Source organism: Devosia crocina, assembly GCF_900116545.1.
In the GTDB taxonomy this organism is placed as follows: domain Bacteria; phylum Pseudomonadota; class Alphaproteobacteria; order Rhizobiales; family Devosiaceae; genus Devosia; species Devosia crocina.
This window is the reverse complement of the sequence record NZ_FPCK01000002.1, coordinates 111,996-135,042: the sequence shown is the minus strand read 5'-3', so window position 1 is coordinate 135,042 and position 23,047 is coordinate 111,996. Positions and strand designations below refer to the sequence as shown.

Annotated in this window: 20 protein-coding genes and 1 tRNA gene; 7 read left to right on the top strand and 14 right to left on the bottom strand. The window is 60.6% G+C overall.

Annotation, left to right across the window (positions count from 1 at the left end):
• The first annotated feature begins 43 nt into the window (after positions 1 to 43).
• Genes BM364_RS10330 through melA (BM364_RS10315) form a run of 4 tightly spaced genes read left to right on the top strand, consistent with a single transcriptional unit; the run spans position 44 to position 5,300 of the window.
• Entirely contained in the window at positions 44 to 1,051 is a 1,008-nt protein-coding gene (locus BM364_RS10330) for an ABC transporter permease (RefSeq protein ID WP_092424269.1), read from the top strand.
• Complete coding sequence (locus BM364_RS10325) at positions 1,048 to 2,238, top strand: ABC transporter permease (RefSeq protein ID WP_092424267.1); 1,191 nt, start codon at positions 1,048 to 1,050, stop codon at positions 2,236 to 2,238. Before BM364_RS10330 ends, BM364_RS10325 begins: the two co-directional genes overlap by 4 nt.
• A gap of 9 nt (positions 2,239 to 2,247) precedes the next feature.
• Positions 2,248 to 3,918: an ABC transporter ATP-binding protein gene (locus tag BM364_RS10320; protein WP_092424265.1), complete on the top strand. Its 1,671-nt coding sequence runs from the start codon at positions 2,248 to 2,250 to the stop codon at positions 3,916 to 3,918.
• Positions 3,919 to 3,932: 14 nt separating this feature from the next.
• Positions 3,933 to 5,300: an alpha-glucosidase/alpha-galactosidase gene (gene melA, locus BM364_RS10315; protein WP_092424263.1), complete on the top strand. Its 1,368-nt coding sequence runs from the start codon at positions 3,933 to 3,935 to the stop codon at positions 5,298 to 5,300.
• A gap of 49 nt (positions 5,301 to 5,349) precedes the next feature.
• On the opposite strand, the gene BM364_RS10310 is transcribed toward melA (BM364_RS10315), so the two are convergent.
• Positions 5,350 to 6,222, bottom strand: a complete 873-nt coding sequence (locus BM364_RS10310; RefSeq protein ID WP_092424261.1) for an AraC family transcriptional regulator — start codon at positions 6,220 to 6,222, stop codon at positions 5,350 to 5,352.
• Between the two features lie 104 nt (positions 6,223 to 6,326).
• Here BM364_RS10310 and melA (BM364_RS10305) point away from each other — a divergent pair, with 104 nt between their 5' ends.
• Entirely contained in the window at positions 6,327 to 7,781 is a 1,455-nt protein-coding gene (melA, locus tag BM364_RS10305) for an alpha-glucosidase/alpha-galactosidase (RefSeq protein ID WP_092424259.1), read from the top strand.
• Positions 7,782 to 7,907: 126 nt separating this feature from the next.
• On the opposite strand, the gene BM364_RS10300 is transcribed toward melA (BM364_RS10305), so the two are convergent.
• Positions 7,908 to 7,997, bottom strand: a tRNA-Ser gene (locus tag BM364_RS10300).
• A 202-nt stretch (positions 7,998 to 8,199) separates the two neighbouring features.
• On the opposite strand from BM364_RS10300, the gene BM364_RS10295 reads away from it, so the two are divergent.
• Positions 8,200 to 8,712 carry a DUF2147 domain-containing protein gene (locus BM364_RS10295; protein ID WP_092424257.1) on the top strand — a complete coding sequence of 171 codons (513 nt, stop codon included), beginning with the start codon at positions 8,200 to 8,202 and terminating at the stop codon, positions 8,710 to 8,712.
• 57 nt (positions 8,713 to 8,769) lie between these two features.
• Here the strand turns inward: BM364_RS10295 and BM364_RS10290 are convergent, their stop codons facing one another.
• Both BM364_RS10290 and BM364_RS10285 read right to left on the bottom strand, forming a co-directional pair.
• Positions 8,770 to 9,474 carry a glutathione binding-like protein gene (locus BM364_RS10290; RefSeq protein ID WP_092424255.1) on the bottom strand — a complete coding sequence of 235 codons (705 nt, stop codon included), beginning with the start codon at positions 9,472 to 9,474 and terminating at the stop codon, positions 8,770 to 8,772.
• Between the two features lie 97 nt (positions 9,475 to 9,571).
• Positions 9,572 to 10,012: a glyoxalase superfamily protein gene (locus BM364_RS10285; protein ID WP_092424253.1), complete on the bottom strand. Its 441-nt coding sequence runs from the start codon at positions 10,010 to 10,012 to the stop codon at positions 9,572 to 9,574.
• A 270-nt stretch (positions 10,013 to 10,282) separates the two neighbouring features.
• Between BM364_RS10285 and BM364_RS10280 the strand changes: the two genes are divergently transcribed.
• Positions 10,283 to 11,050, top strand: a complete 768-nt coding sequence (locus BM364_RS10280; RefSeq protein ID WP_092424251.1) for a sulfite exporter TauE/SafE family protein — start codon at positions 10,283 to 10,285, stop codon at positions 11,048 to 11,050.
• Positions 11,051 to 11,057: 7 nt separating this feature from the next.
• Here the strand turns inward: BM364_RS10280 and cobA are convergent, their stop codons facing one another.
• From cobA to BM364_RS10225, 10 genes are all read right to left on the bottom strand, one after another.
• Positions 11,058 to 11,861, bottom strand: coding sequence for a uroporphyrinogen-III C-methyltransferase (gene cobA / locus BM364_RS10275; RefSeq protein WP_425284880.1), 804 nt, complete (start codon positions 11,859 to 11,861; stop codon positions 11,058 to 11,060).
• 10 nt (positions 11,862 to 11,871) lie between these two features.
• On the bottom strand, positions 11,872 to 12,207 hold the full coding sequence (gene nirD, locus BM364_RS10270) for a nitrite reductase small subunit NirD (RefSeq protein WP_092424247.1): 336 nt from the start codon (positions 12,205 to 12,207) through the stop codon (positions 11,872 to 11,874).
• Positions 12,208 to 12,212: 5 nt separating this feature from the next.
• Positions 12,213 to 14,660, bottom strand: a complete 2,448-nt coding sequence (gene nirB / locus BM364_RS10265; protein ID WP_092425288.1) for a nitrite reductase large subunit NirB — start codon at positions 14,658 to 14,660, stop codon at positions 12,213 to 12,215.
• 311 nt (positions 14,661 to 14,971) lie between these two features.
• Complete coding sequence (locus BM364_RS10255; protein ID WP_092424244.1) at positions 14,972 to 16,192, bottom strand: CmpA/NrtA family ABC transporter substrate-binding protein; 1,221 nt, start codon at positions 16,190 to 16,192, stop codon at positions 14,972 to 14,974.
• 16 nt (positions 16,193 to 16,208) lie between these two features.
• On the bottom strand, positions 16,209 to 16,796 hold the full coding sequence (locus tag BM364_RS10250; RefSeq protein ID WP_092424243.1) for an ANTAR domain-containing response regulator: 588 nt from the start codon (positions 16,794 to 16,796) through the stop codon (positions 16,209 to 16,211).
• A 30-nt stretch (positions 16,797 to 16,826) separates the two neighbouring features.
• The gene (locus BM364_RS10245) at positions 16,827 to 18,119 is read right to left on the bottom strand and encodes an amidohydrolase family protein (RefSeq protein ID WP_092424241.1); all 1,293 of its coding nucleotides are present in this window, start codon (positions 18,117 to 18,119) and stop codon (positions 16,827 to 16,829) included.
• 54 nt (positions 18,120 to 18,173) lie between these two features.
• Positions 18,174 to 19,121, bottom strand: coding sequence for an ABC transporter permease (locus tag BM364_RS10240; RefSeq protein ID WP_092424239.1), 948 nt, complete (start codon positions 19,119 to 19,121; stop codon positions 18,174 to 18,176).
• A gap of 1 nt (position 19,122) precedes the next feature.
• On the bottom strand, positions 19,123 to 20,196 hold the full coding sequence (locus BM364_RS10235) for an ABC transporter permease (protein ID WP_092424237.1): 1,074 nt from the start codon (positions 20,194 to 20,196) through the stop codon (positions 19,123 to 19,125).
• On the bottom strand, positions 20,193 to 21,737 hold the full coding sequence (locus BM364_RS10230) for an ABC transporter ATP-binding protein (RefSeq protein ID WP_092424235.1): 1,545 nt from the start codon (positions 21,735 to 21,737) through the stop codon (positions 20,193 to 20,195). The genes BM364_RS10235 and BM364_RS10230 overlap by 4 nt, the downstream gene beginning before the upstream one ends.
• 227 nt (positions 21,738 to 21,964) lie before the next feature.
• Entirely contained in the window at positions 21,965 to 22,960 is a 996-nt protein-coding gene (locus tag BM364_RS10225) for a BMP family protein (RefSeq protein WP_092424233.1), read from the bottom strand.
• Positions 22,961 to 23,047 lie beyond the last annotated feature (87 nt).

The window sequence follows — 23,047 nt, the reverse complement described above, 5'->3', positions numbered from 1 at the left end:
GGAGCGCCCTCGCCAAACGACTAGAGACAAGGGGCCTGTTCAGATGATCCGTTTCGTCCTGTCGCGCGTATTATCCGCGATCCCGATCCTGCTCCTTCTGAGCGTCGTGACATTCGTCATCATCCAGGCGCCTCCGGGCGACTATGCCGATTACATTCGCTCCATGGCCATCAACCAGGGCGGCGCTTCGGTGGAAGCCGCAGAGGCCCAGGCTGAAGCCTATCGACTGGCACACGGGCTGAACGATCCGCTGCACATCCAATATTTCCGCTGGCTTACCGGCATTCTTACCCGTTTCGATTTCGGTCACTCGCTTTATTTCAACAAGCCAGTCGGCGCGGTGGTCGCTGAACGCCTGCCGGCGACCATCGCCCTTGCACTGACCTGCCATATCCTTGCTTCCATAATCGGGATTTCGCTCGGCATCATTGCCGCTACGCGTCAATATTCCTGGATCGACACCCTGTTTGGGATCGTCTCATTCCTCGGCATGACCATCCCGCGCTTTCTCCTCGCGATCGTCATTCTCTACATCCTCGTCTTCCGCATGGGGGTTCAGGATGTAGGCAACTTCTTCTCGCCTCGTTATGGCGGGGCGCCCTGGAGCTGGGACAAGTTTGTCGATCTGATCAAGCATGTCTGGCCGGTCATCGCGATCGCGACCTTTGGCGGGCTGGCCTACAATATGCGCGTCATGCGCGCCAACCTGCTCGATGTGCTCAACGCCCAATATGTTGAGACCGCGCGTGCCAAGGGTTTGAGCCGTGGTGCGGTGGTGCTCAAGCACGCAACACCCAATGCTCTTCACCCGCTGATCGCTTATCAGGGCGTGGTGCTGCCCTATATGCTGACAGGCGAAATCGAGGTTGCCATCGTCTTTGGGCTCGCAACCGTGGGTCCCGCAATCACCGGCTCTATGGCAGTTGGCGACGTCTGGGTCACCGCAACCTTCATGCTTGTGCTCGCTGCAACGCTGATCATCGGCAACATCATCTCCGATATTCTCCTCGCGCTTCTTGATCCGCGTATCCGCCTGGGAGGCGCATCATGAGCCGCGACACCCTGGACCAATCTATTCCGCTGCCGCCCGATGCCGGCGGTCCTGCTCCAACCCCAGCGAATGAGGACGTGCATGCGGGCCAGTCAATCGACCCCCGCTACGCAAAGAGCGAAAGTTATCTCAGCCTCGTCTGGCGTCGCATGCGCCGTTCAGTCATGGGCATGCTCGGTATTACCCTCGTTACGCTTCTGCTCGTCGTTGCAGTCTTTGCCGACTTCTTTGCGCCCGTCGATCCAAAGGCGGCCAATGTCGGCTTCGCGCCGCCCGATAGCCTGACGTTCAGCCGGCAGGACGGCAGCTTTTCGCTTATGCCGATCATCTATCCGTTGGCAGAGGGCGAGGAATTCGACCCGATCACCTTCCAGCCGATCATCGGCCCGGACTACGAAAACCCGACTGAGCTAGGGTTCTTCGTGCAGGGCTATGCTTATAACCTCCTCTGGGTCATCCCCACCAACATTCACTTTTTCGGCGCCACCGAACCAGGAAAGACTGTCCATCTGCTTGGTACGGACAAGTTCGGTCGCGACATTCTTTCACGCGGCATTGTCGGCTCGCGCATTTCGCTCACCATCGCCCTTGTCGTCACCCTGATCACCACAGTGGTCGGCACGCTGGTCGGCATCACTTCGGGCTATCTCGGGGGACGGTTCGACAGTTGGACCCAGAAGTTCGTTGAATTCGTCCTGGCCTTCCCGCAACTGCCGCTCTACCTGGCCCTGACATCTCTGATCCCGATCACCGCGCCATCCAATGTGTTCATCGCATTTGTCATTGGCGTCATGGCGGTGCTCGGTTGGGCGCAGCTCAGTCGCGAGGTGCGCTCCAAGACGCTTGCTCTGGCCCGAATCGACTATGTGCGTGCCGCCATCGCCGTGGGTTCTCCCGATACGCGCATCATCACGAGGCATATCCTGCCAAACGTGATGAGCCACGTGATCGTCGCGGTGACGCTGGCGGTGCCCTCGGTTGTTCTGCTGGAGAGTTTCCTCGGCTTCCTGGGTTTTGCCGTGAAGCCGCCGCTGATCTCGTGGGGATTGATGCTGCAGGATACCAGCTCCTTCTCGGTGATTGGCTCCTATCCCTGGATCCTGTCGCCGGTTCTCTTCGTGCTGATCACCGTCTTCGCATTCAATGCGCTGGGCGATGGTTTGCGCGATGCGATCGATCCTTACTGAGGGCGAGCCATGATCAACTCAACGCACCAGACTATCTCCGATCGTCGCCATGACCACGGCGTCCACAACCGTGAGCTGATCCTGGATGCCCGCAATATCGGTGTCGATTTCAAGGTTGAAGGCGGCATCGTTCATGCAGTCAGGGATGTCTCGTTCCAGTTGCACAAGGGCGAGACGATCGCCCTTGTGGGTGAAAGCGGCTCAGGAAAATCGGTCACCGCCCGTACGCTGATGAAGCTTCTCACTAAGCGGGCAACCATTCTGCCGCGGTCGCGGATCACCCTTTCGGGCAAGGACGTGATCGGGCTCAGCGAAAAGCAGATGCAAAAGTTGCGAGGCAACGATCTCGCGATGATCTTCCAGGAGCCGATGAGTTCGCTCAACCCTGTTTACACGGTTGGCCAGCAGATCTGCGAGATCATCCATCTGCACAACAAGGTCTCCCGCGCCGAAGCCATGAGCCGGGCCGAAGCTTTGCTTGCCGAGGTGCAAATTCCTGAACCCAAGGCGCGCCTAAACAATTACCCACATCAGTTATCGGGCGGCCAGCGCCAGCGCGTGATGATCGCAATGGCGCTCGCCAACCGGCCTGACGTCCTGATCGCCGACGAACCCACGACTGCACTCGATGTCACGGTGCAGGCTCAGATCCTGCATCTGATCAACGATCTCAAAAGCAAATACGGGATGGCCGTCATCCTGATTACCCACGACCTGACGGTGGTCCGGCAATTCAGCGACTATGTCTATGTCATGCAGAACGGCCGCGTGCAGGAGCACAACGCCACCGAGGCGCTTTTCGCCAATCCGACCCACCCCTACACCAAGCACCTGCTTGCCTCTGAGCCCAAAGGCACGGCTCTCCCACTCGAAGAGGGCATGCACGACACTGTGCTCGAAGGCCGCGGCGTCAAGGTCAGTTTCACGCTCAAGCGTGGCGGCTTTTTCAAGCCCGACTTCTTCGAACTGAAAGCCGTCGACAGCCTCGACATCGATCTCAAGCGTCACGAGACGCTGGGAATCGTCGGAGAATCCGGATCGGGCAAGACGACCTTCGGCCACGCCTTGATCCGGCTCATCAACAACCAGGGCGGAGAGATCCTCTTTGACGGTGAGCGGATCGACGGCAAGGACCGGGCCGCCATGCGCCCTCTGCGCAGCCGCATGCAGATCGTTTTTCAGGATCCATTCGCCAGCCTCAACCCGCGCATGTCGATCCGCCAGATCATCGAAGAGGGTCTGCTTGTTAACGGCATCGGCGCCAATGGCCGCGAACGCATCGACCGCGTGCGGCAGGCGCTAAAGGATGCAGGCATGCCCGACGGTATTCTCAACCGCTTCCCGCACGAGTTTTCCGGTGGGCAGCGCCAGCGCATCGCCATCGCGCGCGCCATAGCGCTCGAGCCCGAGTTCATCCTGCTCGACGAGCCGACATCAGCGCTCGACCTCTCGGTACAGGCGCAGATCATCGATCTTTTGCGCAAGCTGCAGGACGAGAAGGGGCTCTCCTATCTCTTCATCAGCCACGATCTCAAAGTCGTACGCGCCCTCTGTCACAGGGTCATGGTCATGCAGCACGGCAAGATCGTGGAGCAGGGGCCCGTGGCCGATGTTTTGACTGATCCCAAAACCGAATACACGGCCCGCCTCGTCCGCGCCGCGTTCCAGATTGCCGCCTAGGAGCTTTCACAAAAATGGCAAACCCCAAAATCACCTTCATTGGCGCCGGTTCGTCCGTGTTCATGAAAAACATCGTTGGCGATATTCTGCAGCGGCCAGCTCTTGCCGGGGCCGAAGTGCGGTTGATGGACATCAATCCCACCCGGCTCGAGGAGAGCGAGATCATCGCCAATAAGCTGATCGCCACGCTCGGCGTGCCGGCGACCGTCAAGACCTTCGCCAATCAGCGCCAAGCCCTCGACAACACCGATTTCGTGGTGGTCTGCTTCCAGATCGGCGGTTACGAGCCCTCGACCGTCATCGACTTCGATATCCCCAAAAAATACAACCTTCGCCAAACGATCGCCGATACGCTTGGGGTCGGCGGCATCATGCGCGGCCTGCGCACCGTTCCGCACTTGTGGAGCATTTGCGAGGACATGCTTCAGGTGGCGCCCAATGCCATCATGCTCCAATACGTCAACCCCATGGCCATCAACACCTGGGCCATCGCTGAAAAATACCCCGCAATCAAGCAGGTCGGCCTCTGCCACTCGGTGCAGGGCACGGCTCATGAACTCGCCATCGATCTCGGCATCCCATACGAGGAGATCCGCTACCGGTCGGCCGGCATCAACCATATGGCGTTCTACCTCAAGTTCGAGCATCGCCAGCCCGACGGCTCCTACCGCGATCTCTATCCCGATCTGCACCGGGCCTATCGTGAGGGCAGGGCGCCCAAGCCCACTTGGAACCCGCGTTGCCCCAATAAGGTGCGCTACGAAATGATGACGCGGCTGGGCTACTTCGTAACCGAGAGTTCCGAGCACTTTGCCGAATACACACCCTATTTTATCAAGGAGGGTCGCCAGGACCTGATCGAAAAGTTCGGCATTCCGCTCGATGAGTATCCCAAGCGCTGCGTCGAGCAGATCGCCAAGTGGAAGAAGACATCCGAAGACTACAAAAAGGCCGACCGCATCGAGGTCAAGCAGTCCAAGGAATATGCCTCATCCATCGTCAACTCGGTCTGGACCGGCGAACCCTCCGTGATCTACGGCAACCTGCGCAACAATGGTGTGATCACCAATCTGCCGGCCAATGCCGCGGTGGAAGTGCCCTGCCTTGTCGACGACAATGGCTTGCAACCCACCTATATCGGCGACCTGCCGCCGCAGCTGACCGCGCTTATTCGCACCAATATCAATGTGCAGGAGCTGACCGTTGCGGCTTTGATGACGGAGAACCGCGAGCACATCTACCATGCCGCCATGATGGATCCGCACACTGCGGCCGAGCTCGATCTCGACCAGATCTGGAACCTCGTGGACGACCTTCTCGCCGCCCATGGCAGCATGCTGCCAGCCTGGACGCACGGCCCACGGTCCCAACGCGTGGCGTGAACGACTTGCAGGCGTAACGCCGGTCCCGGCGCAGGCCGGGACGGGCGCCCTAGCCGCCGCTCGTCGCCCGGCCTGCAGCGCGCAACTCAAGCGGTGTCATGCCACGCCTGCGTCGCAACACCTTGGCCATATAGTTGCCATCGGCAAATCCAGTGGCAGCGGCGATCTCGCCCACTCCCATCTCTGTGGCTAGTAGCAACCGCTCCACGCGTTCGAGCCGCCGCTCCAGCACATGCTCGGAAGGCGCGGCCCCCACGGCGAGCGCAAAGCTGCGCACGAAGTGTGCCCGGCTCATCTCGGCGATACCGGCAAGTCGATCGATAGGCAGCTTCTCCCCAATATTGGCATCCACATAGGCGAGCACGCGCGCAATGCCAGGTGGGAGAGGGCGCTCCGGAGGCAAGCGGCTGCCGAACACGGCATCGTGGAGACTGGTCATTGCGGCGTAAGCTGCGTTCGAGGCGATGCCGGGCGATGGATCTGCCATGGTCAGAAGTTCAAGGCACGCCGTGGCCAGGCGGTCGACCTGCAAGCGTGTCGGCTCCAGCACGGGTCCGGCGCTATCGAGGATTTCGCGCGCCAGGCGCAGCGCTTCTCGACCATTGAGCAACAGCCAGAAATACTCCCACTCGCCGCCCCGATCGAGCCAGTAGCGATGCGCATGAGGCATGGTCACGAGCATGGTTTTGCCGGGGGTTAACCGGTGCCGCGTGCCTGCATAATCGAGCCGTCCCTCGCCCAGCGTCGTATGTTGAATCACAAGGAAGGGCGCAGTTCCGCGCTTCATTCCGTCCCAGGAATAGACTTCATTCCGCCGCTGTTCATAGCCCGCGCTTGCAGCCATGCAATGAAGCGGCGCGGCACCGCGCATAAGGCTGAGCGCTCTGATATCATGGCCATGGGCGAGGAGCTGGGAAAGCATGAAATTACCCGGGTTCGCACAAGTCTTCTCTACTCCATGCAAGTCCCTGCCGCTAGCTATGTCAGCACGAAAACAACGCCAGTCTCGTGCGGGAGGAAACGACTATGTCATTCAAGGTTACAGTTATCGGTGCCGGTTCCATCGGCTTTACCAAGACGCTGATCTCCGATCTGCTCAAGGTACCTGAATTCGTCGATTGCGAATTTGCACTGACCGACATCAACCCGCACAATCTTGACATGGTCAAGCAGGTGATCGAGACCATCGTGTCCGTCAACAAGCTCCCGGCCAAGGTGTCAGCGACCACCGATCGTCGCGCTGCGATCACCGGTGCGCGCTACATCATGTCATGCGTCAGGGTAGGGGGGCTGGAGGCGTTTTCGACCGATATCTCTATCCCTCTCAAATATGGCGTCGACCAGTGCGTGGGCGACACTATTTGCGCCGGAGGGATCCTCTATGGGCAGCGCAATATTCCCGTCATCCTCGACTTCTGTCGGGATATAAGGGAAGTTGCCGAGCCCGGTGCGCTTTTCCTTAATTATGCCAACCCTATGGCGATGAACACCTGGGCCGCCGATCTCTATGGCGATGTCAATGTGGTGGGTCTCTGCCACGGCGTGCAGCATGGTGCGCACCAGATCGCTCAGGTCCTCGGGGTCCGCGACGACGAACTCGACTATGTCTGCTCGGGTATCAATCATCAGACCTGGTACATCGACATCCGCGCCAAGGGCCGCAGGATCGAGAAGGAAGAACTGATCGAGGGCTTCGAACGCCACCCGGTCTACTCGCGGACGGAGAAGGTGCGCATCGACGTCCTGAAGCGCTTCGGCGTCTACTCCACAGAAAGCAATGGTCACCTTTCCGAATACCTGCCCTGGTATCGCAAGCGTCCCGAGGAAATTGGCCGTTGGATCGACATGAGCAATTGGATCCATGGCGAGACCGGCGGCTATCTCCGCTACTCGACCGAACGGCGCAACTGGTTCGAGACCGACTTTCCCAAGTTCAAGCAAGAGGCCAACAAGCCGCTTTCGGAACACAAACGCACCAGCGAACACGCCAGCTACATCATCGAAGCAATGGAGACCGGCCGCCCTTATCGCGGTCACTTCAACCGCCGCAACAACGGCATCATCACCAATCTTCCCGATGATGCGATCATCGAAAGCCCCGGCTATGTCGACCGCTTCGGGATCAACATGATTGAGGGCATCACCCTGCCGACAGCGGCCGCCGCGACCTGTTCGGTATCTGTTTCAGTGCAGCGCCTTTCGGTGGAAGCCGCCATGACAGGCAATATCGACACGCTCAAGCTTGCCGTGCTCCACGATCCGCTGGTGGGGGCCATCTGCACGCCGGACGAGGTCTGGGCTATGGTAGACGAAATGGTGGTCGCTCAAGCCCAATGGCTGCCCCAATATGCCGACGCCATCCCGGCCGCCCGCGACCGCGTCTCCAAATCCACTGTGAAAACCCGCGACTGGAACGGCGCCGCCCGTAAGGAAGTCCGCTCAGTCGAACAACTGCGCGAAATGGTCGGCGCTCACCACTGAACAGTTTGGCCGGGCGAACCACTCGCCTGGCCGCACTCATTGAGCCAAGCACGGTTTAACTCAGCCGCGGCAAACCGACGTGCCACCCACCGTGCGGTCAACTAGATTTGGAACTGTTAGTGAAAGTGGCGGAGAGGAAGGGATTCGAACCCTCGAGGCCCTTCCGGACCTGCACCCTTAGCAGGGGTGTGCCTTCGACCACTCGGCCACCTCTCCAGCGGGGTCGGGTCTAGCGGGAGGAGGCTTGGATGGCAAGTGGTTTTTGGAATGCGGCTGTGAATGACGGGCAAATGAGTAAAGCGACGGGCGCAGGGCATAGGTTGAACCTAGTTGGCCTTCCTCCTGGTGGGCGCTAGTCTCATCTCCATGGCTGGCGCACACGAATCGCCTCAGCCGTTTCGCAGGCGAGGGGACGGTAATGGCGAGGTGTGGTCCTGTTTTCAGGCATGCACGATGGGGTGTCATAGCAGCCTGTCTGCTTGTTGTACCAACCTTGGCGCAAGTGGCCATTTCCCCTTCTTCTCCGATCGAAGGGGTCTGGCGGGCGGCACTGTTGTCGGAAGTCACTATTGCACCATGCGGGACCGGCTTTTGTGGATACCTCACCAAAATCGTCGTGCCCAGTGAGGGTTTGAGCGCAAAGGAGACTGAGGTAGCGCTCTCGATGTCGCCCGAGCAATTTTTCGATGAGCGCAACGCGGATCCGGCCCTGCGCAGCCGTCCTATGCTGGGCCTCCACATGCTCAGCCTACGCCCCGGCGGCAAACCGCACATTTTCGATGGCGAGATCTACAATCCGCAGGATGGCAAGACCTACTCGGGCTATGTCGAGATGACGGGCCCGGACGCGATGCGCCTCAATGGCTGCGTGCTCTACAACGTCATCTGCAGGGGCGAAGATTGGGTGCGCGTGCAACCGGATGAAAATTGAGGCACGTACACTGCGATAGGCGTGGCTGGGGAGGGCAGGGCCCTCCCTCGAAGGCCTTCAGCGCGCGCGTTGGTTGAAGAGGATCTTCTGGGCTTCCTTGTCCTCGGAAAGGCTCTTGGTGGGTTCGTCCTTGCCGATGCTAAGGCCTTTGGCAACCGCGGGGCGGGCGGCAAGGCGTTCAAGCCAGGCATGGACATGGGGGAACTCCTCCTTGGAGATGCCATATCGTTCCCAAGACTGCGCCCAACCGATGGAGGCGATATCGGCGATCGAGTAATCGCCTGCGATATACTCATGGTCAGTCAGCTGCTTGTTCAGCACGCCGAAAAGCCGATGGGTCTCGTCGCTATAGCGCTTGATGGCATAGGGCACTTTTTCAGGTGCATAGACCGAAAAATGGTTGTTCTGACCCAGCATGGGGCCGAAACCACCCACCTGCCAGAACAGCCATTCGTCGACCTTGACCTGGGCGCGCGCATCGGTCGGATAGAATTTGCCAAATTTGAGACCGAGATACTTCAGGATTGCGCCAGATTCGAAGATCGAGATCGGCTCGCCGCCTGGGCCTTCCGGATCGATGATGGCGGGGATCTTGTTGTTGGGTGAAATTGCCAGGAATTCGGGCGTGAACTGCTCACCTTTGCCGATATCGATGCGGCGATAATTCCACGGCACACCCAGTTCCTCGAGCATGACATGCACCTTTTGTCCATTCGGCGTAGGAAGAGAAAAGGCTTCGATCGGTTGTGTCTGGGTGGTCATGAGGCACCGTCCTTTTATTGGTGTCCCAGATATATCGGCGCTTGCCGATGGATGGCAAGGGTGGGCACCCGGCCAAGCGGACAGGCGCCCACTCCAACTATTCGCGCAAAAGCCGCATCTGCGGCTGCCCATTGCCGCGCAGGGCAGGGGAAACGCCATGGATATCGAGGGTTGCCGAAACGCGCTGGCGAAACGCTGCGAACATGAAGTTGGGCGTTACATTGACTGGCTGATCGAACTGAATTGTCACCGCATAGTGCTGCATGCTCGACAGCAGTTGCACACCCAAAAGCAGCCCGGAGAAAGGCTGCTCAAGGTAAAAGCCGCGTACCCGCATTCCAACCTGGAACGGCACCGCAACGCGATCGGGCAAGGCCGCTCGCGCCGTATTCCAGTCGCGATAGCCGTGACTGCGTGCGACTTCTTCGAGCGCGGCGCCATGGCTCAGTGTCTGGCCGCTTCTGGCTCGCTCTTCGCGCAGCTGGCGCGCTTCCGATTTCAGCGTCTGGGCTGAAGGTGTATCGAGAGAAAAAGACATCTGGTCATCTCCAGGGGAGGCGACTGGTCCATGGGAGCCCGCATTGCCATGATGCGCCTCGGAGAAAACCGAAGATCATGATCGAGGCTGGGCTTCACCAAGGACCTTCGTCCGCGGGCGGCAGGTGCCAGCAACCGCGCGGTACATGCGCCCCGCGTAATCCGAAGTCAAGGCGTGGTGATCAATCGGGGTGATGGAGCCGATCAGACAATTGCGTTAGGCGCTTTGCTCCGCTGCGGCTAGAGAAGGGGAAATCGAGTGAACTGAGCCATGACCGAGATATTGCTTCTGTTGGCCGGCCTTCTGGGCGGAGCCGTTAATTCGCTGGCTGGCGGCGGATCCTTTATCGTCTTTCCCGCGCTGCTGTTTTCCGGCGTTCCCCCGGTTCTGGCGAGCGCCTCGAACACTTATGCGGCCTTGCCCGGCTATGTCAGTGGCACGGCCGGATATTGGTCGGCGATGGCGGCGCACAAGCACAAGCTGATCGTCTACGGGCTGATCTCGGCCGTGTTCGGATATATCGGTGCCGAACTCCTGCTGGTCGTGTCCGACCAGCAATTTGCCATGGTGGTGCCCTGGCTCATGGCTTTTGCGGTGGCCATGTTCGCCTTCGGCAATCAGATCAACTCGGCGGTGCGTGCCCGCGGTGGTGGCCGTGCCGGCATGCAGGCACTGGGCGCCGTGCTGATCCTGGCGCTGCTCGCGGCTGTCTCGGTCTATGGCGGTTTCTTCAATGCCGGTCTCGGCATTCTGCTTCTGGCGTTCCTCGCCATGGCGGGCATGACCGACATTCACGCCATGAACGGGCTTAAGCTCTTCATCTCCTCGATCATCGCACTGGTTGCCGTTGTGCGCTTCGCCTTCAACGGGACGATCGACTGGTACCATGGCTCGATTGCGCTCGTGGGTGTCACCGTCGGCGGATACGTGGCTGCTCGGCTCGCCCAGCGCATTCCCACGCTCTGGATCCGATGGGGCGTGATCGTCTATGGCGTGGTGATGACGCTCTATTTCTTCTGGACGGCCTATGGGGTCTAGATAGGGCTCACCCGGCGCGAAGCAGGCTTGTTCCTTCCGCGCCCTGTGCCGCCCGCATGGCCTCGCCGATCCCGATAATCACGGGGCATTCGAGCTCGATCTCGAGCTCGGCCAGTTGATCAAGCCTGATATGGGTCACCTGTCGCGTTACCCGTCCGACATCGCTTGCCACCACGACTGGTGTTGAGGCATCGAGCCCGTGGAAGAGAAGTCTGCGGGCCAGTTCACCTGCCGTTCGCCCTGCCATGTAGTAGATATGGGTCGTCGCAGGGTCAGCCAGGGCATGCCAATCCAGGTTGCGCGGCAGCTTGCCGTCGCGTGCATGCCCGGTGACGAACCGTACCGATTGGGCACAATCGCGGTGCGTCAGCGAAGTCCTGAGTTCGGCGGCCAGCGCCAATCCTGCCGTGATTCCCGGCACCACCTCGACAGCGATTCCCTCGCGTTCGAGGGCGGCGATCTCTTCGCCGGCGCGTCCGAAGATCATGGGATCGCCTGACTTGAGGCGGACAACGTGTCGCCCGCCTTTCGCTAATACGATCATTAGTGCGTTGATGTCGTCCTGTCGGCAACTCACCCGTCCGCCACGCTTGCCAACCGGAATGCGTTCTGCCTCTAGGGGCGCAAGCTCAAGTACTGCAGGGGACACCAGATCGTCGAACAATACGACTTCTGCCGTCTGTAAGACGCGCATGGCTTTGACGGTGAGGTAATCTGGATCCCCGGGACCAGCGCCAACCAGCGTCACCCGGCCGGGCCGGAGGCTGTGGTTGGCACTGGAGGCTTTGGCTGCAAGCGTAACGGGCTTCATGGTCCCCTCCCTAAGCAGCCGACAGGGCGGTAAGGCTTTGCGCATCGATCAGGATCCGGTCGCCATGGAGCTGAAGGGAGTAGGTTCTGACGCCCCCTTCATCTGCGCCTTGCGCAAGACCGGTATCGAGCGAAAACACCCAATTGTGGAGTGGGCAGGTGACCTGTGATCCATGCACGATCCCCTGGCTGAGCGGTCCGCCCTTATGCGGACATCGATCATCTATGGCAAAGATCCTGTCTTCGGCGGTGCGAAAGATCGCGATTCTGCCCGAACCAGTTTGTATGCAGCGTGCGCCGCGCCGTGGAATATCGTCCAGTTTGCCGATTTCAATCCAGTCGTTCACTCGCTTCACTCCGCCGCCTGCATCATCTGGAAATCGGCCATGGCCGCAAATTCGTGTGCGTCCTTGCCGTTCACCCGTTCTTCCCAAGGGTCGACCTGGGCAAACTTCTGGGAATAGACAAAGCGCTCGTAAAGCTGCCGGCGTTTGCCGGGATCGGCTACGACATTGGCCTTGATCGAGTCCGAGCCCACTCGCTTGGCCCACTTATAGATGCGTTCGAGATAGCGCCCCTGTTCGCGGTAAAGCTGGGTCAGAGCTGCGATGATCTCCAGTGCCTCGTCTTCGCTTCTGGCGTGGCAAAGCACTTCCGTGCCTTTGATATCGAGGCCAGCGGCGCCGCCGAAATGAATCTCGTACCCGGAATCGACGCAAATCACCCCGATGTCCTTGCATGTCGCCTCCGCGCAATTGCGCGGACAGCCTGACACGGCGAGCTTAAGCTTGGCCGGCGTCCACGAGCCCCACATGAACTTCTCGATGCGGACGCCAAGGCCGGTGGAGTCCTGCGTGCCAAACCGGCACCAGTCGGATCCGACACAGGTTTTCACCGTGCGCAGCCCCTTGGCATAAGCAGCGCCCGACATCATGCCGGCCTTGTTGAGATCGGCCCACACGGCAGGCAGATCCTCCTTCTTGATGCCGAGCAGGTCGATGCGCTGTCCGCCCGTTACCTTGACTGTCTTGACCTCGAACTTGTCGGCGACATCGGCAATGGCTCGCAGTTCGGCAGCAGTGGTCAGCCCGCCGAACATGCGAGGCACGACGGAATAGGTGCCGTCCTTCTGAATATTGGCGTGCACGCGCTCGTTTATGAACCGGCTTTGCCCGTCATCCTCGGCTTCGCCCGGCCAGGTCGCGACCATGTAGTAGTTGAGGGCAGGGCGGCACTTGGCGCACCCACAGGATGTTTTCCAGCCCAGCTCCTGCATCGCCGCCGGTATGGATTTGAGCCCCTTGGCAACGATCAGGCGGCGCACTTCATCATGGCCGAGTTCGGTGCACGGGCACATGGGCTGGATGGCCGCGGGATTGTAGCTGTCGCCCAGAGTTGCCATCAGCAGCTTCTCGACCAGCCCGGTGCACGAGCCGCAAGACGCGGAAGCCTTGGTGTGCGCGCGGACATCGTCGAGCGAGGTTAGCCCCTTGCTGCTGATTGCGCTGGTGATGGCTCCCTTACACACCCCGTTGCAGCCGCAGATTTCCGCCTCTTCTGGCAGGGCTGCCATCGCGGCCAGGGGGTCGGTCGGTGCGCCGGTTGAAAAGCTTTGACCGTAGATCAGCGTATCGCGCATCTGCCCGATATCGGTACCGCGCTTGAGAAGGTCGAAAAACCAGTTGCCGTCTTCGGTGTCGCCATAGAGCACGGTGCCGAGAATCCGGTTTTCCTTGATGATCACCCGCTTGTAGACACCGGACGCTGCATCGCGCAGCACGATTTCCTCGCGATCCTCCGCCTCGGCGAAATCGCCCGCCGAGTAGAGGCTCACGCCGGTCACCTTGAGCTTGGTGGCCGTCTGCACTGGACGAAACACGGCGTCTTGGCCGAGGAGCGTCTGCGCTGCTACTTTCGCCATGTCGTAGAGCGGCGCCACGAGCCCATAGACGGTTTTGTTGTGTTCGGCGCATTCGCCAAGCGCCAGGATGTCGGCGTCCGAAGTCCTCATCGCATCATCGACGACGATGCCGCGGCCGACCTCGATGCCGGCATCGGTTGCAAGCCGCGTCTCTGGACGAATGCCGGCAGCCATGACCACGAGATCGGCCGGATAGACCGTGCCATCTTCAAGTGCCACTGCTTCGACACCATCGGTACCCAGCACTGCCCGTGTGTGCGCCTTGCAGTGGATACGGATGCCGCGGCCTTCGAGTTCACGTTGCAGCAGATAGCCTGCAGCAGGGTCAAGCTGACGTTCCATCAAATGCCCTGCAAGATGCAGCACAACCACGTCCATGCCGCGTCCGCGCAGCGCTGCTGCCGCTTCAAGGCCCAGGAGCCCGCCGCCGATCACTACAGCCTTAGCGTCGGGTTTTTCTGATGCTGCGACCATTGCATCGACGTCATCGAGATCGCGGAAGGCGCGCACGCCGGCAAGGTCCTTGCCCGGCACCGGCAGGATGAACGGCGCCGATCCCGTAGCGATGACCAGCCGGTCGTAAGGTGTCTCGACCCCACCCGCAAAAACAGTTTTGGCCTGCCGGTCGATCTTGGTGACGGTCTGGCCGAAGCGACAGTTCACCCCTTGGGCTGCGTACCAGTCGGCATCATGGGTCACGATGTCATCATAGCGCTTCTCACCGGCCAAAACTGGCGAGAGCATGATCCGGTTGTAATTACCGCGCGGCTCGGCACCGAACAGCGTCACATCGAAACGTCTGGTATCCGCCTCGAACAGGTGCTCGAGCATGCGCCCCGACGCCATGCCCGCACCGATAACAACAAGCTTTCCGGTCATGTTCTTCCCATTCAACGATGGATCCCAAAGAGATCCGAGACCAAAACGAAAATGCCGCCAACCAGCAGACCACGTCCAAAGACGAAACCTGGAGGTTGGCGGCATTGCCAAAGTTGTGGCGCCCACCCTTGGACGCCGATGTTCAGATGCGCCGAAGCGCTTGCGAAACTCTCTGCATGAACTGTGCCAGACTATGAAGCGCAAGAAATATCATGCTGCTTCAACCGGTTGATAAAGTTCAGCGAAGCAGGCTTTGCTGGACACTTCGCTGGTGATCTGCCCGGCAGAGCAGCAAGCTGCTCAAATCCGCATCACCCGCGCTGGGCTGCGATATAGTCGTCGAGCCGATCAGGATCGAAGCGGGCACCATCGAAAAATCCGTCGGGCCCTATGATCAACTGGCCACCCTGGGCACCGACGGCAAGCGGTTCGGCAAGATCGCCTTCGATCTTGCTATTCGCCCCCGGTACGGCCATGCCCATGCCAGTTAGCGCCGCGCGATAAAGATCCGGCCGGTAGCTGCCCATTGCCTTGACCGCATTTTCGGCCGTGTGCTCGATCTGCCCCCAACGAACCATTTGCGAATAGAACCACATCGCGTGGCTCACCCAGGGGAAGTTGGCTGCACGGGAATAGGGCACGAAGAAATCTGGCAGGGTCTGCACCACGCCTTCCTCAAACTGCAATTTCCCACTGATCGCGCGCAGCAGCATTGTGCTGTCGACATTGAGCCGATCTTCCCGCGCCAGCATGGCCGAGAGGGCCACATGATTGGCGGGATCTTCGCACCAGCGCGCGGCCCGGGTCGCCGCCCTCAAAAGGGCCGCCAACTGCTCCGGAAACCGCTGGGCCCACTGCGCCCGCATGCCCAGCACCTTGTCGGGGCTCATCTGCCAGATCTGCCCCTTGGTAGTGGCGATCCGCCCAATCCCGCGGTGGACCGAAATCGAGCCAAAAGGTTCGCCTACGCAATAGCCGTCCGTCCGCCGCGCCTCGAGCGCATCAGCCTGAAAAGGCGGAGGCACGATGACGATCTCGACCTCTTTGTCGGGATCGATGCCGCTGGCCGCGAGCCAATAGCGAAGGGCATAGTTATGGGCACTCTCAGGATGCACCACGGCGAGGCGCAACCTTTCCTCGCCCCGCGCGGCTCTCGCCGCGACCACGCTACGCAGTGCCGCACCTGTTGGTCCGGGAGCACCATCGTGCGGTGCACCCGCCTCAGCCATGGCAGCCCAGACCGCGTTCGAGACGGTGATCGTCGCACCGCCCAGTCCAAGCGACATGGCCGCGATCACGGGTACATCGAGCGGTGTTAGCCCCAGATTGGCGCTGATCGGCATTGGTCCGAGCATGTGCGCCACGTCCAGATGGCCGATGGCAATCCGATCGCGAATATTCGCCCACGAGGTTTCCCGAACGAGCTTGAGCGCGATACCCTCGCTTTCGGCAAAGCCAAATTCTTCGGTGGCAAGCAGGACCGCGCTGTCGAGCAGCGGCACATATCCGGCAACGATCTGGGTCAGGCCCATGGCGCAGTGTCCTTCTTCATGGTCCCAGGAGCTCCGAAGCCGTGATCAGCGCCTGCGCAATCTCAACGATCTTGCGGTTCTGGTTCATCGCCGTCGAGCGCAGCAGGGCATAAGCGGCATCCTCGGAAAGCCCGCGCGTCGACATCAGAATGCCCTTTGCCTTATCAATGGTCTTGCGCCCCTGCAGCTCGTTGCGCGCTGCCTCAAGCTCGCTCTGCAGCCGCGAATAGGCTCGAAACCGGACAATGGCCATATCGAGGATCGGCTTGATCCGGTCCTTGCGCAGCCCATCGACGACGTAGGCCGAGACGCCCGCATCGACCGCTGCCTCGATTTCGGCGGGGTCAGATTTGTCCACGAACATCGCAATGGGCCGCTTGATCGTGCGGCTTAGGGCAAAGAAATGCTCCAGCACGTCGCGATTGGGGTTTTCGAGATCGATGATGACGACATCGGGGGCGATCTCCCCGATCCGACGCGCGACATCATCGATATCGGCAATCACCTGCACCGATGCATGCCCGGCATCGCGCAATCCCGCCTCGATGATCGAGGCGCGGATCGGATTGTCATCGATCACTAGAATGGACAGCGACTCGGCCATCGTCCTCCCCACCATTGCTTGACGGCGAGTTTAAGCGCCGGCGCTTGGGCCCACCCGGGCTGGATCGAGCCGCTGCGGCCGTCCAGGCAAGGCAAGTGCGGTTTCCCGTGGCGCCGTTCGCGCGATAACACGTCCTTTGCGGATTACCGCAAGCCGGGTTGCGCGCAGGCGGATAGCTTCGATCGTATCGGTGGCCTGCAACAGCACCATGTCTGCCTTGTTGCCGACTTCGACTCCATAGCCATCGAGATGCATGATCTTGGCCGGTCCGGTGGTCACGGCGTCGAAGCACTGCCGCATCGCATCGCGACTTGTCATCTGCGCGACGTGGAGGCCCATCGAGGCCACGTCGAGCATGTCGGCCTGCCCGAGCGAGTACCAAGGGTCCATCATGCAGTCCTGCCCAAAGGCGCAGGTGATGCCATAGGTCAGCATCTCGGGAATGCGCGTCATGCCGCGGCGCTTAGGATAGGTGTCGTGCCGCCCCTGGATGCCGATATTGATGTTGGGGTTTGCAGTCGCCGAAACATCCGCCTCCGCCATCAGCGGCAGGAGCTTGGAAACATAGTAATTGTCCATTGAATGCATCGAGGTCAGGTGCGAGCCGTTGACCCGGCCATGCAGTCCCAGCCGCTGCGTTTCGTAGGTTAGCGTTTCAATGTGCCGGCTCAGCGGGTCGTCCGTCTCGTCGCAATGAAGGTCCACCAGCAATCCGCGCTTCTCCGCGATTTCGCATAGCGCCGTGACGCTCGCCGCGCCATCGCCCATGGTTCGCTCGAAATGTGGAATGCCGCCGACCACGTCGACACCCATGTCGAGGGCTCGATTCAAAAGCTCGACCGCACCGGGGTAGCGATAGTAGCCATCCTGTGGAAACGCGACGAGTTGCAGGTCTATGTAGGGGGCGACACGCTTCTTGACCTCAAGCAGCGCTTCCACTCCCAGCAACCGCTCGTCGCAGATATCGACATGCGTACGGATCGCCAGCAGCCCTTGTGCGACCGCCAGATCGCAATAGTCGAGCGCCCGCTCGACCACCGCTTCATGGGTCAAGAGTGGCTTGAGCTCACCCCAGATCTGGATGCCCTCGAGCAGGCGCCCGCTTTGGTTGAACCGCGGCTGCCCCAGCGAAAGGGTGGCATCCATGTGGAAGTGGCAGTCGACGAAGGGTGGGGAAACAAGTTGCCCATCGGCGTCGATCACCTCGCCGGCATCCCCGGCGAGATTGGCTTCGATCGCAGCGATTCTGCCGTCCTTGACGCCGATATCGACGCCCTTGCGGCCATCGGTCAATGTCGCATTGGTGATTTTCAGCTCGAACATTTCTAGGTCTTCCGTCTCGATAGCTAGTGCGTGCGACTGCGATTGAAGCAGCCCTTAATGTCGCTGCCCCTTTGTCCAAGGCTGCAGTAGCGCACGCGGGTAATCCGCCCGTCGCGCTACAAGGATCAGGGCCACGATCGACAGCAAATAGGGCATCATCAGGAAGACCTGGCCCGGCACGACCTGGCCGATCTGCGCCTGCAACCGGATCTGAAACGCGTCAAAAGCGCCAAAGAGCAGCGCACCCAACAGCGCCTTGCCCGGTTGCCATGATGCGAAAACCACCAAGGCGATGCAGATCCAGCCGCGCCCGTTGACCATGCCGAAAAAGAACGCGTCGAAAGCCGACATGGTCAGGAACGCTCCGCCGAGCGCCATCAGCGCCGAACCGAGTACTACAGCGCCTACACGGAGACCCGTCACCGAAAGCCCTTGCGCCTCGACCGAGGCTGGATTATCGCCCACCGCCCGGATGGCAAGCCCAAGTGGCGTCCGATAAAGCACAAGGGCTAGCGCACCAACCAGCAACAGCGCCAGAAAGGTCATCGGCGTCTGCTGGAACAGTGCAGGTCCGACAAACGGAATATCGGAAAGTCCGGGAATGGACACCGGCTGAAAGGGGACGATCCGCGGCGGAGTGGTCACATTGGGCAGGGCGGTGCGATAGGTGAAGTAGCTCGCGCTTGTCGCCAGCAGCGTGATGCCTATGCCCGAGACATGCTGGGATAGCCCCAAGATGACGGTCAGGAAGGCATGAAGCAATCCGAAGAGACCGCCGGCGACAGCTGCAATCAGCACGCCGCCCCACAGTCCTGCTCCGAGAAAAACTGCCATCCAGCCGGCCATCGCTCCAGCAACGAAGATACCCTCGATGCCTAGATTGAGTACGCCGGCACGTTCGCAGATCAGCGCGCCGAGCACGCCGAAGATCAGGGGTGTGGCGATGCGGATCGCGGCGGCCCAGAAATTGGCGGAGCTTAGGATGTCGAAAACCACGTCCATGTCACGCCCCCACGCTTTGCTGGCCGAACCGCAGGCGGAACCGCAGAAAGAAACTGCCGACCAGGACACAAAGCAGAGACAGTGCCACCACCAGATCGGCGATATAGCTCGAGATACCTGTTGCCCGGCTCATCGAATCTGCGCCGACGAAAACGGCGGCAACGAACAGCGCTGCCAGCACCGTGCCAATAGGTGAAAGCCCTGCCAGCATGGCAACGACAATCCCCGAATAGCCAAAGCCCGGCGACAGGTCGGCAGAAAGATAGCCCTTCACGCCCGCCACTTCTCCAACCCCGGCAAGGCCGGCCAGTCCGCCCGAGATCAGCGCCACCTTGAGCATGGTGGCATCGACAGGAATGCCAGCAAACCGCGCAGCCGCCTTGTTCTCGCCCACAGCCCGGATTTCGAAGCCCAGCACGGTCTTGCGCACCATGAGCCAAAGCGCGAGCGCGGCAACGACCCCGACGATCAAACCCCAATGCATGCGCAGACGCGGCAAGAGCTTCGGCAGCTTGGCTTCCGCGATCAGCGGCACCGATTGTGGCCAGCCCATGGAGAGCGGATCCTTGAGGGGGCCTTCCACCAGCATCTGGATAAAAAGAATAACGACGAAGTTCAGCAGCAGCGTGATCACCACCTCGTCCGCGCCAAAACGTTGCTTGATCACCGCTGGGATGACCATCATCAGTCCGCCAGCGAGAAACCCGGCGATCATCACGGTCGGCAACATCAGGGCAGGGGGCAATTGCAGAAGCCCACTGCCGACACAAACCGCGGCCAGCGCTCCAATATAAAGCTGCCCTTCCGCACCGATATTCCAGAGCTTGGCCCGGAAAGCCACAGCCGCCGCAAGCCCGGTGAGGATCAGCGGCGTTGCCCGGTTGAGCGTTTCGCTCAGCGCAAACATCGAACCGAAGGCGCCCTGGATCATCAAGGCATAGGCCTCGAGCGGCGAGCGTCCAGCCAGGAGCACCGGGATGGCGACGAGCAGCAGCGCCGCAACGCCTGCAGCCAGCGAAACGCAGAGGCGAAGGCCCACCGAAGCGTTTTCGCGGGGTTCAAGACGTACATTCATGACGCCAACTCCGCTGCCGCGGGGCCTTGTCCTGCCATCATCAGCCCGATCGTTCCGCGATCAAGCCCATCGCTCGGTCCTGCGTCTTGGAGTTCCCCTGCGTGCACCACAACGAATCGGTCGGCCAGCGCAAAGAGCTCATCGAGGTCTTCTGAAATCACAAGTACCGCCGCCCCCCGGTCGCGCGCCGCTAGAATGCGCCTGTGCACCTCAGCCTGCGCGCCCACATCGAGTCCACGCGTAGGTTGGTTAGCAAGTATCACGCGAGGCCCGCGCTCGAGTACGCGGGCGAGGATCAGCTTTTGCACATTGCCGCCCGAGAGCAGCCGCGCTTCTGCGTCCGGGCCCTGGCAGCGCACATCATACGCTGAAATCGCCGACGCGGCCCTCTCGCGCATCGCCTTGCGATCGAGCAGCCCCATTCGCGAAAAGGCACCGCTGCGCACTTCTTCGATTGCGATATTGTCAGCCACGCTCATCGTACCCACGACGCCATCATGCTGCCGGTCTTCCGGCATGCGCGCTACTCCTTTGGCCACCAGCGCCCGGGGATCGGGCCGGGTCACCGTGTCTCCATAGAGCCGCATGGTCCCGCTCGTTGGCACGGCAAGGCCGGAAATTAGTGCAGCGATACCTGACTGCCCATTGCCCGAAACGCCTGCCAGTCCCACCACTTCGCCAGCGCGCAGAGTGAGATGGACCCCGCTCAGCGCGCGTCCGCCTCCCGCGCCATGGAGAGAAACATCCTCGAGCGCGAACAGCACTTCCCCCGGATTGGCCGGCGTCCGCACCACCGCAGCTACGGCCTTGCCCACCATCAGGTCCGCGATCGCGCGTCGATCTGCAACAGCTGTTTCGAGTTCGCCTGCCGTCTTGCCGCCGCGCAGCACGAGAATGCGATGTGACACCGCCAACACTTCACCGAGTTTGTGCGAAATGAAGATGACGCCCAAACCATTTGCCGCCAGCCGCCGCAGCACAGCGAACAGTCCCTCGGCTTCCTGCGGCGTCAAAACGGCGGTTGGTTCGTCGAGAATGAGCACTTTCGCGTCGCGATAAAGCGCTTTCAAAATCTCGATCCGCTGTTTCTCGCCCACCGTCAGATCGGCTACGCGCCGCTCAAGATCCACGTCGAGCCCACTCTCGGCAATGATCTTCTGAACCTTTGCCCGAGCTGCGCCCTCACGCCCGAACGACACTAGCGGCTCTGTCCCGAGCCGGATATTGGCAAGCCCTGAAAGGTTCTCCGCCAGCGTGAAATGCTGATGAACCATGCCGATCCCGGCCCTCAGCGCCGCGCCGGGTGAACCCGGGGGCAGGGCTCTCAGCCCACCGTTACCCAAAACCCGCACATCCCCCTCATCCTGCACATAGTGCCCGAAAAGGATGTTCATCAGCGTCGTCTTGCCCGCCCCGTTTTCGCCTAGGAGCGCCAGGATTTCGCCCCTGTGCAAATCGAGGGATATGGAGTCGTTCGCCGTCAGCGCGCCGAACCGCTTGGTGATATTGCTTAAAGAGAGGAGCACTGGGGTGTCGGTCATGGGTGGTGCTCCATATTATCCAATCAGACACTGCCCGGGCAACGAGAATGACCGCTTAACCCCGTTCTGTCGACAGTGACGGGCTTGTCCCGGCAATCCATCTCGCCGCCAGCATGGACCACCGGGACAAGCCCGGTGGTGACGATCTGCGGGAGAGCGGCGATGCCCTAAAGGCGCGACGCCAGAAGGGGTGAAGGGGGATAAGATCGCGCAGATCCCCCACAAGATCACTGCGACGACGCTGGCTCGCTATCGTCGATCTCGACCGTAAATGTCTTGGCGAGAATTTCTTCTTCCTTGGCGTTTGCGGCTGCAACGGCTTCCGGTCCAGCAAGCGTTTCGTCGATGATCACGCTGCCGCCGCCATATTCCATGAAAGCATAGATGCCATAATCTGACGCGGTGAACGCACCCGCCTTCACGTCTTCGATTGCCTTTTCGATCATCGGCTCACCATGCCAAAGCGCGCTAGCCAGAATGGTCCCAGGATAATCCGCCGCCGTGTCGATGACGTTGCCGATGGCGAGAATGCCGCGTTCCTTGGCTGCGTCCGAGACTCCGAAGCGCTCGGCGTAGAGAATGTCCGCGCCCGCATCGACCATGGCGAATGCCGCCTCTTTGGCCTTCGGGGGATCGTACCATGAATTGATGAAGCTGACCGAAAAGCGCACATCTGGATTGACGGATTGCGCCCCGGCCATGAAGGCATTCATCAGCCGGTTCACCTCGGGAATGGCATAACCGCCCACCATGCCGATCATATTGGTTTCGGTTTTCATGCCCGCCACGATGCCGGTCAGATAGCTCGGCTCATGGATGAAGTTGTCAAAGGTTGCGAAGTTCGGTTCTGCCGGAGGCAGAGACGAGCCCATGAGAAACGACACTTCGGGATATTCCGAGGCCACGGCGCGTGCCGGCTGTTCGACGCCGAACGCCTCGCCGATGATGAGCTCTACGCCTTGTTCGGCATATTCGCGCATCACGCGCTCATAGTCGGTATTGGTGATGTTCTCGGAATAGACGTAGTCGATGTCGCCGCGCTCGTCGGCCGCAACCAGCGCCAGATGAAGCCGGCTTGCCCATTGCTGCTCCACCGGAACAGTCCAGATGGCGGCAACCCTGGTCGCGTCCTGCGCCAGGCTCACGCCCGCCATCGCCAGCGTTACGCCCGCGGCCATAGCCGAAACGAACAAGCGGCGTCCTACCAGAAACCTGTCAGTCATTTTGTCCCTCGTGTCGAAAACTTCATCTGGACTTTCCCTGTGCTCATTGTCTGAGCAAAAACCACGAGCTTGGCAAGCGGGCGCCCG